This is a genomic window from Apilactobacillus kunkeei, assembly GCF_001308195.1.
Taxonomy (GTDB): domain Bacteria; phylum Bacillota; class Bacilli; order Lactobacillales; family Lactobacillaceae; genus Apilactobacillus; species Apilactobacillus kunkeei_C.
In genome coordinates this window covers 1-17342 of sequence record NZ_JXDF01000008.1, presented here as the reverse complement: position 1 = coordinate 17342, position 17342 = coordinate 1, and the positions used below count along the sequence as shown (strand labels likewise).

Below are 17342 nucleotides of genomic sequence, written 5' to 3'. Positions count from 1 at the left end.
ATCCTAACGGGTATTTTTAGATTCTATTTAATTCTGTTAACCCAGGTCTTATTAGCCGTGATGTATTCACCATGTCCAATGTAGAATCTGGTAATTCCGTAGAATCTTGCTACGCTTTGTACTCGGATCAATGCGTTCTTTCTGAAATGCTTAACCGCATTACGCTTAGTGAACTTCTTAGCATTGTGAACTAAGATGCCTCTATTTCTGATGACACGAATTAGCTTAGTACGACGAACGTAATATGCTGGAATTGTGCCCTTAGCATTGATGTAGCCCTTCTTAATGCGGTACTTAGTACCGTTCTTAGTCTTGACTATTCTCAATACCTTGTATGCGTTAGCTTTATTTCTTGGTCTCTTAGAGAAGTACTTAACGGCATTCTTGCGAGTGAAGTGAGTATTTACGTAAACTCCACGTTTGTTTGTCCAGTAAACGTAAAGTGGTGCTCTCTTCTTCTTAGCAAGCGCAACATAAGTCTTGTTAGAAGTTACATATTGGCCATTACCAATGTATAGACGAGTAATGCTGTAGTACTTAACAACCTTCTTAACGTGGATTAATGCACCACGACGAAGTCTAATTACACGTCTCTTGCCGTAATGGAACTTCTTGTCTGTGTGAACCAATACTCCAGTCTTTCTGATGACACGGAATAATGGATGGTTAGTACGGTAGTATGCATCCCTAATGTTCTTGTTGAAGTAGATGTATCCACCATTAACCTTTAGACGTGGGTACTTGTTATGATCTAGAACAACGCCTCTAACCTTGAAGACATGTGCTAATCTTCTTGGTTTCTTAGCATAACCCTTCACACGATTCTTGATTGTGAAGTGAGCTGAACTGTGTAGGTATAGTCCCTTCACACTGTATACATATGAAGGAGCCTTTCTCTTCAATTCGGCCTTGTATGCTTTCATGTATCTAGATACATAATCGGCATCCTTGTGCTTCAAGTTTTCAACAGGTAATAGCTTAGCAGCACGTTTTCTACCGGCAGATTCAGGGGATTCACCTGCACGACTCTTAACCGCAACTACATGCATGGTTGTTGTACCATCGCTATTAACAACTACCTTAATGATTGTATTTTCATTAGCAGTGTAGTTGTAACCATGACCATTATTAACAACTGATTTGTGTTGAACAATCAAGTTGCCATTGCCATCAAGCTTGGCGATCACTTTTCCAATTGCATAGGTTTTATCACTGGCATCGAGGTGCGCATTGTCAATTGTAATTGTGCCGTCAGCGTTGATTGGGAATGATTCAACATGGTAGCTTCCATCTTGACTCTTGGTAACTGTTGACCCAGCAGGTACCAAGTACTTGTTATCACTTGAACGAGTTGGCTTAGTTACAATAATTGCTCCATTACCGTCACCCTTAACTGGGATGTTACCAATTGATTGAGTATCATTGCCACCGTGGTTGAAGTGAACATCTTTAATTTCATCATTAACAGGTGTTAATACTGGATCACTTGGTACTGGTTGACCTTCTGGAATAGTAGTTCCAGCGTAACCAGGGACGTTGGATTCAATTGTCTTTGAGCCATCGTTATTAGTGTGAATAGTTACCGCATCATCAACAGGTTTTGCATTTTCACCAGGACGAGCTGGTTGTGGTTCATCTTGTTGAATTGGGGTTGCGGCAACATGGTATGAAACATTGTTGTTCTCATCAACTTCAATTGTAATTGGTTCACCAGCATCGGCTTGGTAAGCACGGTGTGGAATGGTTGGGTCAGTTACAACTGAGGTCTTAGCAACTGTTAAGTCACCGGTATTTGGATCAACCTTAGCAACCAATGGTCCAATGACTGACTTAGTATTGTCATTCTTATCATCGTAGAATGCATTATCGATGTTTAGAGTACCATCAGCGTTGGTTGACATCTTAGTACCGTTTACTTGGTATGCTCCAGTGTCTTTATTCTTGGTGATTGATGAACCAGCAGGAACAATGTAGTAGTTACCATCGTTACCCTTAATGACCTTGGTCTTAGTTGTCACGATGTTTCCATTGTCATCAACTCTGGCCTTAAAGTCAGCTTGAGCTTGTTGATGACCACTATCATCAACGATGTTAGCGTTGGCGATATCAACATCACCGTTTGCATCGATTGGTAGTGAATCACCATGGTAAGTGCCGTCATCATTCTTAGTAATTGTAGTTCCAGCTGGAATTACGTACTTACCGTCGGTTGACTTAGTAGTCTTGGTTACGATGATGTTTCCATCGTCATCACCCTTAACAGGTAGGTCAGCCTTTGAACCGGTATCCTTACCACCGTTATCGAAGTGGACATCAGAAGCAGTACCTTGAGTTGGAGTCAATACTGGTTTAGTAGTGTCTTGACTAAATGGTACGTTTGTTTGGCCAGCGTAACCAGGGATGTTTGAGATGACATCCTTAGTACCATCACCGTTGTAGTGGATGGTTGCGCCATCTGGTTGAGCCTTACCATTCTTACCAGGTTGTGCTGGAACCTTTTCGTCTTGGACGATTGGAGTTGCATCAACGTGGTATTCAACACCACCATTACCATCAGGCTTGATGGTAATTGGATCACCGGCAGTTGCCTTGTAGACACGACTTGGATCACTTGGATCAGGTACAACAGTGTCTTGACTTACGGTTAGCTTACCAGTGTTTTCATCGACGTTTGCCACGATACTGTTGATGACACCCTTACCTGGTTCTAGTTTGTCATCATAGTGGGCATTGTCGATTGTAACCTTGCCATCCTTAATTGGAAGAGGATTTCCGGCTACTTGGTATTGACCAGTTGCTGGGTTCTTGGTTACAGGTGAACCGGCAGGAATGATGTAATCATTGCCGTCATCACCCTTAGCAATTTCATCCTTGGCAGTTGTGATGTTACCTTGATCGTCAACGTTGGCTACTAAGTCCTTGTGAGCCTTAGTATCACCCTTACTATCGTTAACGTTAGCGTTATTGATAGTTACGGTGCCGTCTTCGTTGACTGGTAGAGAATCACCATGGTACTTACCATCGTCACCCTTGGTAATGTTGGTTCCCTTTGGAATCATGTACTTACCGTCGGTTGACTTGGTGTTTTGAGTTACAGCAATATTACCATCATTATCACCCTTAACTGGAACGTCACCAGTTGAACCAGTGGCCTTCTTATCAGTATCAAATGATACGTCGTGAGCAACATCGTTAACTGGAGTCAACTTAGCATGACTGGTATCAGCATCGTTTGGTAGTCCAGTTTGACCAGTGTATCCAGGAACGTTTGAAACGATATCCTTAGTACCATCACTGTTGTAATGAACCTTGGCACCGTTTGGTTGAGTCTTACCATTGTCACCTAATTGAGCATCGATTGACTTATCTTGGTCAATTGGAGTGGCATCCATATGGTATTCAACACCACCCTTACCATCTGATTTGATGGTAATTGGGTCGCCTTCGTTGACTTGGTAAGCTCTGCCTGGGTTAGTTGGATCGTTGACAACTGCCGTCTTAGCAACTGTCATTGTACCCTTTTCAGGGTCAACCTTAGCAGTTACTGGTCCAACAGCAGACATTGTCTTATCATCTTTGTCATCGTAGTGAGCATTTGGAATATTAACGATTCCATCACTTGGTGAGTTCAACTTGCTACCAACAGCTTCATATGATTGGTCAGATGGGTTCATGTTGACGTTGGAACCACTTGGGATGATGTAGTAGTTACCATCTTTACCCCTAGCAATGACGTTATCATTTGTGGTGATGTTACCGTTATCGTCAGTTGTTACTGGTAGTGTTTGACCGTGGTCAACTTGAACGCTACCGGCTTGATCGTAAACTGAGGCGTTATCAATTTGACCCTTAGATGGGTAAATTGGTACTTGGTATAAGGTCTTAGTTTTATCAGTTGGGTCAGTAACCATTTGAATTTGTCTACCAGTTGCGTACTTGTATCCATCTGGAATTGATGGAACAGCCTTGTAGGCGTCCGCACCACCTGCATAGATAGGAGTATTATCTTTATCACTTGCGTAGATGAAGTACTTAGTAGTGTCAGCTGAAACTGGCTTGTTGGTGTAGATATCAATGAATTGAACGTTATTTCTTGCTGAGTAAGGTGAGTTATCAGCAATTACAACCTTGGCATTTGGATCAACGTTTCCGTTGTTATCCATCCAATCAACCACTTGTGACTCTGGGTTGTAAACGTGGAATCCATTGTTTTCATATCCGCCACTAGGTAAGTTAGCGTCTAGAACATGTCCAGTGGTCTTATCGATGATAACTTGACCGTTACCCTTAGGAGCACCGTCATTGTTATCAATGAATGTAGCATTATTGATTACGGCTGTGTCGTCCTTAGCAGTCAATGAGAATGCCCCATTGTTGTTGTTAATTGTGGTACCAGCATTTGCTTGATATGCTTGCTTACCCTTAACAATGTGAACACCGTTTTCATCAGCAAGAGTCATTGTGCCCTTGTTCAAATCGATGTTGGCGTGAACATCACGAACACCGATAACGTTACCTTGTTCATCCTTCACAGCAACGTTTGGCAATGTTACCTGACGAGTACCTGCATCATATGGATATGATGGAACTGTCCAGTTACCATTGCTATCCTTGGTGACTTCACTACCAGGTAGAATGATTCTACCGTTTGGAGTAGTTACAGGTTGAGTTACCTTAATTGTGCCATCGCTTTGACCTTGAATTGGAAGTTTATCAATGGTTGATCCAGTATCTTTTCCATCGTTAGCTAGGATATGAACATTATCGATGATACCAGTAGTTGGCTTCAATACTGGGTTAGTTGGTAGTGGCTCACCATTTGGAATGGTGTCACCGGTAAATCCAGGAACGTTTGAAATGATTGTCTTGCTACCATCATTATTTACATGAATTGTAGCAGCATTGTCTTGAACTGTACCGTTTTGACCGGTTTGAGCAGGAACCTTCTTATCTTGTTCGATAATCGTAGCTGGAATGTGATATTCAGGTTCACCGTTGTCATCCTTAGTGATAGTGATTGGGTCACCAGGATTTACTTGGTATGCCTTAGTTGGGTCGTTTGGATCAGTTACGACAGTGGTCTTGTTGACAGTCATTGTGCCATTTGATGGATCGACGTTTGCTGAAACCTTGCCAATTACAGACTTGGAAGGATCAGTCTTGTCGTCTAGATGAGCTTTATCGATATCAACAGTACCATCTGGGTTAGCAACTAACTTGCTACCTTGAGCGGTGTAACTACCATCGCCAGAGCTGTTTGGAACAACTGAGGTGTTCTTAGTGATGACATAGTAGTTGCCATCCTTACCCTTTGAAATAACATCCTTGGTAGTGTTGATTGAACCATCATCGTTGGTTTGAACTGGTAATGTTTGACTGTGGTCGACCTTAACGTCACCCTTTTGATCCAAGACGCTAGCATTGGTGATTTCACCTTGTGCTGGAACAACTGGAACAATGTAAGTACGCTTGTCCTTATCACTGTCATCATCATTATTAGTTTGTTGAACGGTGATTTGCTTACCCTTAGCGTAGCTGTATCCACTTGGAATACCAGTGACAGCTTGAGCAGCATTTGAACTACCAGCAAAGATTGGTAGTAAGTCATCATCGTTAACCTTAACTGATGGGTTATTAGTGTTATCAGTAAATACTTGGTTGTTGTAAACGTTTAGGAACTTCACATGGTTGTTTTCGTGGTATGGAGCATTGTCGGTAACTCTAACAATTGCGTTGTCATCAACGTTACCACTTGCATCGCTCCATTGAACGATTTGACCGGTTGGGTCATAAACATGGAATCCAGCGTTTTGGTTACCACCAGTAGTTGGTAGGTTTGCGGTTAAGACGTTACCGGTAGTCTTATCAACTCTAACTTCACCGCTGCCGACATTAGCGTTATTTAGAACGTCAATCAATGTAGCGTTGTGAATAACGGCAGTATCGTTTTTGGTGTTTACATACAAGTGGTTGTTATCTGAAACGATTGGAGTTCCAGCATCAGCTTGGTATGCATCGGTACTTGTGGTTGCGTGAACTCCTTGTGGGTTAGCAACTGAAAGTGTTCCGCTTGCTAGGTCGACATTTGCGACTACGTCTTGGTGATCGATAACGTTGCCCCTGTCATCCTTGATTGGAAGTTGTGACAATGTTACCTGTCTGTTTCCGGCATCGTATGGGTATGATTGAGCGTGCCAGTTACCATCTTTATCCTTAGTAAGAGTTGTGTTAGCAAGAATAATCTTACCGTCTGGAGTTGTGATTGACTTGGTTGTCTTGATTGAACCATCGTCTTGTCCAATTACAGGAACATTATCGGTGGTTGAACCAGTGTCGTTACCATTAATGTCATCCATGTGAACTCCATTAATAGTGCCTGCACTAGGTGTTAGCACTACTGGGTTTGATACTGGTTGACCTTCTGGAATATCGTAACCCTTGAAACCAGGAACGTTTGAAATAACTGTCTTGCTACCGTCATCATTTACATGAATCTTAGCAGCACCATCGGCCATGGTTCCGTTTTGACCAGCCTTTGCTGGAACTGGTTGATCTTGAGCAACCTTTTCAGCGTTAACGTGGTATGAAACGGTGCCGTCTGGGCCGACTTCCTTGGTAATTGGTGCATTGGTGTGGGCGATATAAACATTACCCTTATCATCCCTAGCAACAGTGGCCTTAGCGACGGTCATGTTTCCATTGTCATCAACCTTAGCAATTAGCTTACCTTGTTGTGATGTGTTGTCGGAAGCATCATAGCTACCATTTGGAATGTTAATCGTTCCATCTGGGTTGACTGGGAATGATTCTGCATGGTAATTACCATCAGTTCCCTTGGTTATAGTAGAACCAGCCGGAACCATGTACTTGCCATCGCTTGACTTGGTGTTCTTAGTAACGACAATGTCACCATTTTGGTTACCCTTAACAGGAACGTCACCGGTTGAACCAGTGTCTTTGCCATCAGCGTTAAAGTGAACACCCTTGGCTACATCGTTAGTTGGTGTTAGGACAACGTTTCCAGTATCTTGATCAACTGGGACATTGGTTTGACCAGCAAATCCTGGGATATTAGATTGAATTGTCTTGGTACCATTATCTGGGTTGATGATGACTGTGGCTGCATTATCGATGCGTTGACCGTTAGTACCGGTCTTAGCAGGAATGTTTTGAGAAGCTGGGACTGGATGTGCGGGTACGTGGTATTGAACGTCGCCGTTTTCATACTTAGGAGTTACTGCTGCACCAGCATCAACTTGGTAGATTGTGCCATCCGGGGCCTTAGTTACTGATGCCTTGGCGATGGTAATCTTACCAGTATCTGGATCAACGTTTGCGGTAATCTTACCTGGGTATGAAGTGTTTTCATCCTTGTCGTATTGTCCATTGGTAATGTTAAATGTACCATCTGGATTTGCGGGGATGGTGTATCCGTCAGCATGGTAAGTGCCGTCTGCTTCATGACGAACAGTTGAACCCTTTGGAACGAAGTAGTAGTTAGGATCATCATTCATTCCCTTAGCCACGTGATCTTCTGAAGTGGTGATTGAGCCATCACTAGCAGTGGTTACAGGCAACTTGGTAACTGCTTTTTCTTGGTTATCCTTACCGTCAATAACGGCTGTTGGTAGTTGAGCTTGTGTTGGAACAACTGGAATTACATATTCGTAACTGCCGTCAGCATTCTTGTTAACAGTAATGCTCTTGTTGGAATCGTATAGATAACCATCAGGTAATTGCTTAACCGCCTTAGCGGCATCCTTTGTACCATAGTTTACTGGCAATCCATCTGAATGAGTAACCTTCAAAATGAAGTTATCTTTATCTTGTTTATCAATATGGTAGTTAATAATTTGACCAGTGTATGAGTTTTGTAACTTAACGTCAGAAACGAAGTCATAAGGGAAGTTTTCAACAACATTAACAGAAGCAGTGGTGTTAACGCCACCCTTGCCGTCGCTCCAATCAACAGTTTGGGTATCAGGCTTAGCAATGTGGTAACCTTCATTGTTACCACCTAAGTTAGAAACATTTGATAGGTCTGAACTTGGTAGAATCTTACCGGTTGATTTATCAACATTGATTGAGGCTGTTCCATCAACCTTATTACCCTTTTCGTCGATTAATGTGGCGTTGGTAATTCTTGCGGTATCGTCTTCACTCTTAACTCGGTAACCGTTACCGGTCTTAACGACTGGTGTACCATTGTTAGCTTGGTATGCGTAACCGTCTTGAGTAATGGTGTGAATACCGCCGCCTTGTTGGTTCAATGTCAATGAACCATCATCATTTAGATGAGCAGTAATATCTTGACTGTTAATCTTGTTACGATTTTGATCGGTAATTGTGGCTTCACTGATTTTGACGTTGCCATTTTTATCCAATGGAAGAGTTTGAACATGGTAACTACCATCAGAATTCTTGGTAACTGGTGAGTTTGCCATGGCAACATTAGCACCATCATCGGTATTGGTGTTCTTAACAACGGTAATTGAACCATCATCGTGTCCTTGAACACTCATGTTGGAAATTGTCTTACCAGTATCATTACTCTTATCATCATCAGCATGAGTAGTTGGTAATGTAGTAACACCTGGAGTTAGAACTGGAAGACTGGTGTCAGTGTCCATTGAAACATTTTCAGCGCCTGTGAATCCAGGAACGTTGGATGTAATTGTCTTAGTTCCGTCTGGGTTGGTATGGATGGTTGCGCCACCTTGGACAGTTTGACCGTTCTTACCAGCCTTAGCTGGAACGACTTGATCTTGTTGTTGAACTTGACTGGCAATGTGGTAAGTAGTTGAGCCGTCTGGGTTAACTACTGGAGTAATGCTGGTGCCCTTCTTAGCAACATAAACATTACCTTTTCCATCATCAACGGCAGTATCGCTGTTAACAGTTAATGAACCGTCATCATTTAGATGAGCCACAACTGGTTTAACAACACTTGTACCGTTAGCACCATCGTATGAAGCATTGTTGATAGTAACAGTGCCGTCTGGGTTTCTTGATAATGATTCAGCATGGTAAGTGCCGTCAGCATTCTTGGTGACCTTAGCACCTGCTGGAACGACGTACTTGCCATCCTTTGAAGTGGTGTTGGATACAACAGTGACAGTACCATCATCATGACCTTGAATTGGTAGTTGGTCGGTAGTTGAACCGGTATCTGTACCGTTTTGGTCGTTGTGAACACCATCAATTGTTTCCTTAATTGGTGTTAGTTTGAATTGAGTAGTGTCAGTGTTTGCTGGAACTGTTTCTGTCTTTTGACCGTTATCCAAACCAAATCCAGGAACGTTTGAAGTAACTGTCTTTACACCTGTATTTGGATCGTAGTTAACGGTTGCACCACCTGGAACAATTGGACCGTTTGCTCCGGCAGTTGCTGGAACATCTTGCTTAATCTTGTGAATAACAGTTTCAACATGGTATTCAATCTCACCTTGGTCATTAACAACCTTTTTGATTATTTCCTTAGCTTTAGCGGTGTAAGCATTGTTGTCATTGCCGACTAATGTAGTATCTTTTTGAACAGTAATAGTACCATCTGGGCCAAGTACACCCTTGATATCTGAAGTTAGGCCAGTGTCTTCCTTTCTGTGCATAAAGTGAACATTGCTGATTGTAACGGTTTGATCAGTTGGGTTGTATGCAAAACCATCAACACTTGGTTTGTTGTTTGCATCCTTAGTTACAACAGTACCTGCAGGGATAATGTATGAACCATCTGCACTAGCTGTGTTCTTTGTAACCACTTGATTACCATCAGCATCAGTTATCACTGGAAGATTACTAATAGTTGAGTTAGTCTTTTGACCATCAGAAGTTACCGGAACATTAGCCATTCCCACTAGTTGACCAGTGGTGTTGTAACCATTACCAACAGTGTTTGGTTGGTTTGGTTGAATGGTTTGACCAGTACTGATTTGGTAAGTGTTACCGTCAGATCCGGTAATAGTACCGTTGTTTGGTACCTTGGTAATTGTAGTATTACCGTTATTATCACCACTTACTGTTATACTGACGTTTTGCGCGATGACATTTCCGTTACCATCAGTAACAGAGATGTTAGTTTGAGCTGTAGTTGGTGAAACGATGTACTTATCTTGACCGTTGTACTTCTTAGCATTTGATGATGTAAAACCAGGATTATCTGGAGTTACAAATGGTGCACCGTTTCCAGTATTGGCGTTGTAAGTACCCTTACCTACGCTTGAACCGTTTGCAGTAACAACATCAACTATTTGTTGGTCAGCTGGAGTTCCATCTGGTAGCAATGATAGATAGTAGTAGTTTGAATCAGAACCATTTGCAGCAACGTGAACTAAGACATTCTTATTAACTGTTAGAACATTACTGATTGTGTAATTGTTACCATCATTATCGGTAATATGAGCAACTGGTTTACTTGTATCTCTGTTATCTGCAGTGACCCCTTCCGCTTGTTGGTCTGATAGAGATGTAATATCAATGTAAACAGGTTTTGTATCTGACTTGATTGCATTACTGTGACCAGTGATTAAAACATTAACAAACTTGTTAGTATCCTTACCAGTCAAAGCATTATAAATATGAATATTGATAGCTTGAGGTGTTTGGTTAGTTGTAACATTGAATGAGTCATCCTTATCATTTTGGGTAGTACTGTATCCAGGTAAATCAGGAGTTACAATCATGTGACCATTATTGTCATAACCGATTGTTCCTGGGAATGGAAGTGTTGTTCCATCTTCACGTTGGATAGGAACCTTATCACCTGTTTGATAATTAAATGCTTGTTTGGTTACGTTAACGATTGGTGTGTAGTTACCTTGACTATCCTTATTCAATTCAAGTGCAGTACCAGGAGTAACGGTGTAGCTGTAGTGCTTACCATCAGAATCTTTAGTTCCGACGAAGCCACCACTAACGACACTGGTAATGTATGAATTACCGTCTTCGTTACCTTGTACCATTACTGTCGCTGTACCAACCTTTTGTCCGGTTGCAGAATCGACAATATCAACGTTAGTTTGAACTGGTGCAGTAGCCGGTACTAAGACAGCGTTACCGTTATTGTCAAATTGCGCATTGGTTGCTGTAGCAAATCCAGGGATGTTAGCAGTAGCTTGTTTACCACCTGAAGCGTTAGCTGAGATGGTAGCACCACCCTTGATTGTATTACCTGAATCGGTAACAGCGTTGACTTGTTCAGTACCAACATAAGTTGAGTTAACTGATACGCTGACCTTGCTTGAATCATTAGGATCAACGCTGATTGCAGTTCCGGTTGTTACGTTGTATCCGTTGTGTCCATCAGTCAATGTAGCATTGCTTGGAGTATCTACAGATGTAATGTATGAATTACCATCAGAATTACCTTGGACATGAACCGTCATTGTACCAATGTTCTTACCTGATTGAGCATCATATACATTGATGGTTGTTTGAACCGGACTCTTTGATGGAGTCAATACAGCGTGGTTGTTTGCATCGATATTAGCTGGAGCGCTACCATCGAAACCTGGCATCTTAGAGATGGATTTCTTTACACCGTTTTCAGTATGGATAGTTGCACCTGAAGCGATTGGGTTACCCTTGTCAGTAACCGCTCCTAAATCGATATCTGCTGGTGTTTCTGGAGTAACTACAATTGTTGGAGTTACCTTGCCACCATTGTATTGAGGAGTTAATACTGATCCCGTATTAACGGTATAGGTATTACCATTACTGTCTGTAAAACTATTTTGTGAGTCAACGTTTGTAACGTATGAATGACCATCGGTTCTACCTTGAACATCAACATCAACATCACCAACGTGACTACCATCAACACTGCTGATTACTGGAACAGTAACCTTAACTGGGTTAGAAGATGGTGCCACAACAGCACTGTTACCCTTCATTTGACCAGGGTTAGTACCATCAAAACCTGGCATCCCTGGTTTGATAGTCAATGTACCATCACTATTTGTAACGGTAGCCCCACCATCAACACTTGTACCGTCAGCTAGAACGGCTGGAGTCTTGGTGATGACGTCATTATAAACTTGTCCTTCGACATATGTGATGACGTTTCCTGAGTTGTCAGTGTATGCCTTCACATTGTCACCAACACTAACCTTGTAATTACCAGAATCAGTTTTGAACACTTGTCTACCCTTCACATCGGTAATCTTAGAAGTCCCGTCATTTTGCCCTTGAGCGGAAACCTCAACGTAGACAGGTTGACCTTTAACAGTTAATGGAGTTGTTGAGTTTGGTTGATATACAGGTACCTTAACGGTTACTGGTGTAGCAGAAGGACTAACAATATCTTTTTGGTTAGATCCTGAACCAGTGGTTTGAGTACTTGATGATGAATCAAAACCTGGTAGGTATGTTACGGTGTGCAAACTACCATCGGCATCTAGGCGTCTGTAACCACCTTGATCAACTGGACTTCCTGAAGGAGTAACAACGTTAACGTACTTCTTGTCACTAGTTGCTGTTAATTGAACATGATAAGTTGGGTTACCGTTGGCATCAGTAACAATACCAATCCTGGTCTTGTTATCGATGACATATTGTAATCCGTCGTTCTTACCTGATGAAATAGTTACTGGTTTAACAGCATTAACTGAACCATCACTGTTACCCTTAACTTGAACTGATGCGGTTAATCCAGTTGGATTACCATTGGCATCATCTAGATAAACAGTGGCAGTACCAACAGCTGGCTGCACAGTGTACATACCATAACTATCAGGGTTTAGACCTGTATTATTTTGTACAACAGCGAAACCAGGTAGTTGTGGAGTTACGGAGATTACGTTACCAGTATTCTTATCAACCTTTGCAATCCCCTTAAATGGAATTCTGCTTCCAGAAGGGGTATCGATTGGTAATAATGTACCATCTTGCATGAATTGAACATCTGGAACGTAAATGTCGTAAGTTGACTTATCGTATTGCTTCATTGGAGTCTTAGATAAATCAAGTGCGTAACCCTTATTATTGTTAGATACATCACTGGATAGCTTGGTAAAAGCAGTCTTAGCCTCGTAATTAGAAGTATCTAAAGTACCATTTCCTAGGATGGTTGAAATTGGTAACTTGGTAATACCAACTAGCCTAGTCTTGGCACCGTTAGAAGCGATAACTCTGACTGTGGCGTAGCTTGTATCTTTATTATTACTATCAGAACCACTGTATGATGAATCATCGAATGGTGTGATGTTTTGGTTATTAATTAAATATTCACGATATTCAGGACTTGCTAATGGATTACTTGAAGTCTTGTTTGTATAGTATTGAGACTGACTTTGGTCACTATCGTTTAAGTGACTCAAAATACCACTAATGTTGTTCAAGAATCCTTGTGCTGTAGGCATAGCAGCGATTGAGTGCATGTCATTGTCAGGACCGTAGTTACCTTTTAACTTAAGTTCTTGTCCATCATCTAGACGAGTCCATACACTGTTAAAACCTTCAACGTTGATTTGATAACTGTTGTTACCTGGACGAATTGAACTAGTTACACTTGCAATTGGTTGGTATGCAGGTCCTTGCCAGTTGGCTAAATTAGTTCCCATGAAGGTATTCAAACGAATACCAACAGTGTCGACTGGTTTAGTTCCTAAATCAATATCACCATTAAACTTGATGCTACCATCACTTTGCTTAGTAGAATTACTTGAATCAAGCGTGATGGTTTGGGCTAACGCTTCACTATTGTTATTAGCCTTGTACATATTACGGTAGACGTCACCATTGTTTGACTTCGCATCAAATGAACCAGTAACGTAGTGAACTTCGACTTGATGTTCTTTAGCATCATTCCCAGGGTTATTTAATGTGGCGTCAAACTTGGCATGGTAGTGACCATTATTATCTTGGTAAACTTCGATATTATGGTCGAATTCAATTGAAGGAGAACCAGAGAAGTCGATGGAAGTATCGTTTCTGGCGTTTTGACCTGAAATAACCTTTGGATTATTACCATTGAAAGCTTCATTGAACTTGCTAATAACCTTTGGATTATTAGACATGCTTGCAACAGTCTTACCTAGTGCGTTGGCAATATTAATGATAATGCCAGGTAGTTGAGGGTCATTGATGTTCTTAAGTTTATTAATGAAGTCCTTCTTACTCATTCCAGCAATATCTTGGAATGTTTGACCGTTCAAGTAAGCTCTTTGACTATTAAGGCTACTTGCCCAGGTAGTATCATTTAAGATACCTGTTTGATTATTTACCCTGCTAACATCGTTCTTCCAGACATTAGAAATTGCTGTATTAATTTCAGATTGAGTTGGATTGTCACCATTTTTAGCTTTATCAGGATTGTATGCACCTGAACGGCTAGTATCATTGGTTACAATGTTACCGTTTTGAACTTGATCATTGTAATCTTGCTTATTTGCAAGAATGTCTTCGTACAATTGAACGAAGTATTGTAGGTAATCAAAAGCGGTATCAAAGCTGACTCCATTATCTGTAACACCAGTTGATGGAATTGTTGACCATGTGTATGGATAACTGAAACTAAATCGTTTCTTACTACTTTCAGATCCTGCTGGCTTGTATCCGTTAGTTACCCCGTTAATATCTTGGAAAATTTCACTACTATTAAAACTGCTGTCATTTTCATCTAGTGCAGTCCCATTACGACGGTAATGATAAATGTATGGGTTTAGTTGGTAACCACTGCTAGTTCTAATACTATCAATATTTCCATTATCCAAAATAGCGCCAAAAACATCAATGGAAGATAGACTTAGCTTTGGCCCAGCCGCACCGGTTAATGGGGTTCCTGGTGTAACGTTCAATGTTAAATTAAACTTCCTTGGATTGAATGCAACGATTGGCAGAAAGGCAACACGAAGTGGGTGATCCTTTGATCCAGTGTTCATATTAATGTCCAATGTCCCATTTTGTTGGACGATAATCTTACTAGTTGATTGATTTCTACGACCACCGTCCTTCATTGTTGAGTATGGTCCGTAGATAAAGGCGTTGTACAACCCCCCATTAGCAGTAGTAGGAATCTTGGCATCAACCTTGAAAGTACCGCCACTTAGGATTTGCATGCCGTGACCTAACCAAACAACAGCGTCGGTACGCTTATTATTCCATCCACTGGCAACGGATGATGTGTTCTTTGAACTATTAACTAACTTAGGATCCAATGCAGTTGGTGTAACACCATCTGGGACAACTAGGTTAATAGTCCCCTTGATAACTACGTTTCCGCTATCTCCTGATCCGGTATCAGAAGGATCATTAATGTTTCCAACACGGATACCGTTAGTGTTGTTACTCAATGTTATGTTAACAGTGGCACCGGTATGCACATTAACATTGTTGTTGGCAATAATACCGTAGCTAGGCATAATGGTTGAATCTAAATTATCAGTTTGAACTGTTTTACCCCAGCTCTTTTGGTAAACGTGATTATCAATTTCCACTGGGTTCAAGTTAACGGTTGAACCTTCTTGGAACACAATATAGTTGGTAATCAATGAATTGAATGCGTATTGACCATTGGCACCAACAACGAACTTACCACCTTGAGTGTTTAAGTTCTTATAGGTTTCGTTGTATGTAATCATACCGTTGTTGTTAGTTGCGTCTGAAGTGTATACATTAGCACCTAATACATAGTTTCCATTTCCGTTACTTGGATTGAATAGGTTATCAAAAGTGCTGTTGTATCTAACGTTATCGTATTCAACGAATCCATTACCGTTTACAACATATGGGCTTCCTAAACTGGTAACGTTTTGGATTTTAACAACAGATCCATTATCAGACTTATTGAAAGTGTAAGCGCCACTTAGTGAGAACTTGTTTTGACCATCAATAGTCAAATTACCAAGATTGGTAACAGTTCCACTTGAGTTAATATTGTTAGTCAATACAATCTTTTGAATGTTGGTAGTTCCAGAAGCAACCATGGCACTATTAAATTGGGCATTGTTATTGGCGTAAACAATTCCGTTATTAAAGTCGTTAACCATCTTGTTGAAGGTTGCTTTGTATTGAAAAGAACTGGTATTAGTGTTGTTGTGTGGTACATTCTTATCATCTGGATTGGCATCGTATCCAGAGGTATTGAACTTGTTATTTGAATCGAATTGTTGATTTAAAGCGTTTCTAACACCCATGTAGGCGTTATCGTACATAGCTTGTAACCCAGAATCAGAACTAGGACGATTGCTTCCTTGAGTGTAATCATCTGATCCTGATGTGGTAGCATCATTAAATGCAGCATCCGCAATCCTCTTGAAATCAACACCATACTTGTAAGCGATGTATAGCATTGATGAAGTGTTGGCAGCTGCCTTCTTGATATCATCAATTGATGAACTAGCCATGTTATCAGAAATACTCTTTGATTGGTCGGCATTAACCCCTTGGTAAGCAGCACTGTATAATTCCTTGCTGTTGTTATCAGTTATGTCATCGTTATTGGCATTACGGTTACTGTATGCGTCATTAACACCTTGGTTAATTGCTTGAGTATACTGGGCATTGTTATCGTTAGCATCTTGAGTGTTACCTTGTAGGTGCTTTTGGTAATTAGCAGCAGTATCTGCAGATTGGTTGTTAACAATGTCGGTAGTTTGATTTTGATTGTTGGATTGGTCACTTGAACCTAAACGATTTGATAGTTGTTGATCATCGTTACTGTTGTTACTGATATCGTTTTGGCTTTGGTTTTGAGTGCTATTGTTATTAGTACTTTGAACATTATCATTGTTAACATCATTTTGGTTGATTTGATTTTGTTGATCATTGCTTGATTTATTTTGTTTAACACTAGAAACATGAGTATCTGGATTGTCATTAGCACTTGCTTTAACATCATGTGACATCAAAGCCAATGATGTCGCACCAAGAAGAGCAAATGAAGATAATGATACAACTACCCATTGTTTCTTTACCTTTCGTAAAATTTTTTTATCGTTTGTCTTTTGAATTTCATTCTTATTGTATTGCAAAAGAAAACATCCCCTTTGTTTCTAAAACCAAATCTTGATATAGATTAAAAAAACTATATACAAAATATCCAATTAAAAATTTTATATATTATATAAAAAGTCAATAATAAATATATAAATGCAATCAAAGCAAGCGTTTATATATAAAAACATAATTTTATATAACATTTATTCAAACTCATTTTATGCCGTTTATACTACTTAGTTAATAACATTAAACTAATCTTAAAAAAATATTAATCATTTATGTTTTTTCTTAATATTTATAATAATAAAAAAAGACCTGACCTGAACCCCTAAAATTGGAGGATGGTTATGCAATTTTCTGGGAGGAATTGTTCCGGTATTCAACCGGTGACATTCCTCCCAGTTTTT

The 17342-nt window shown here is 40.5% G+C and carries 1 protein-coding gene; it reads right to left on the bottom strand.

Going from position 1 to position 17342, the window contains the following annotated elements:
* Positions 1 to 23 precede the first annotated feature (23 nt).
* Positions 24 to 16967 (bottom strand): DUF5776 domain-containing protein, encoded by a 16944-nt coding sequence (locus RZ78_RS01215; RefSeq protein ID WP_054607873.1) that lies wholly within the window; start codon positions 16965 to 16967, stop codon positions 24 to 26.
* Positions 16968 to 17342: the final 375 nt, after the last annotated feature.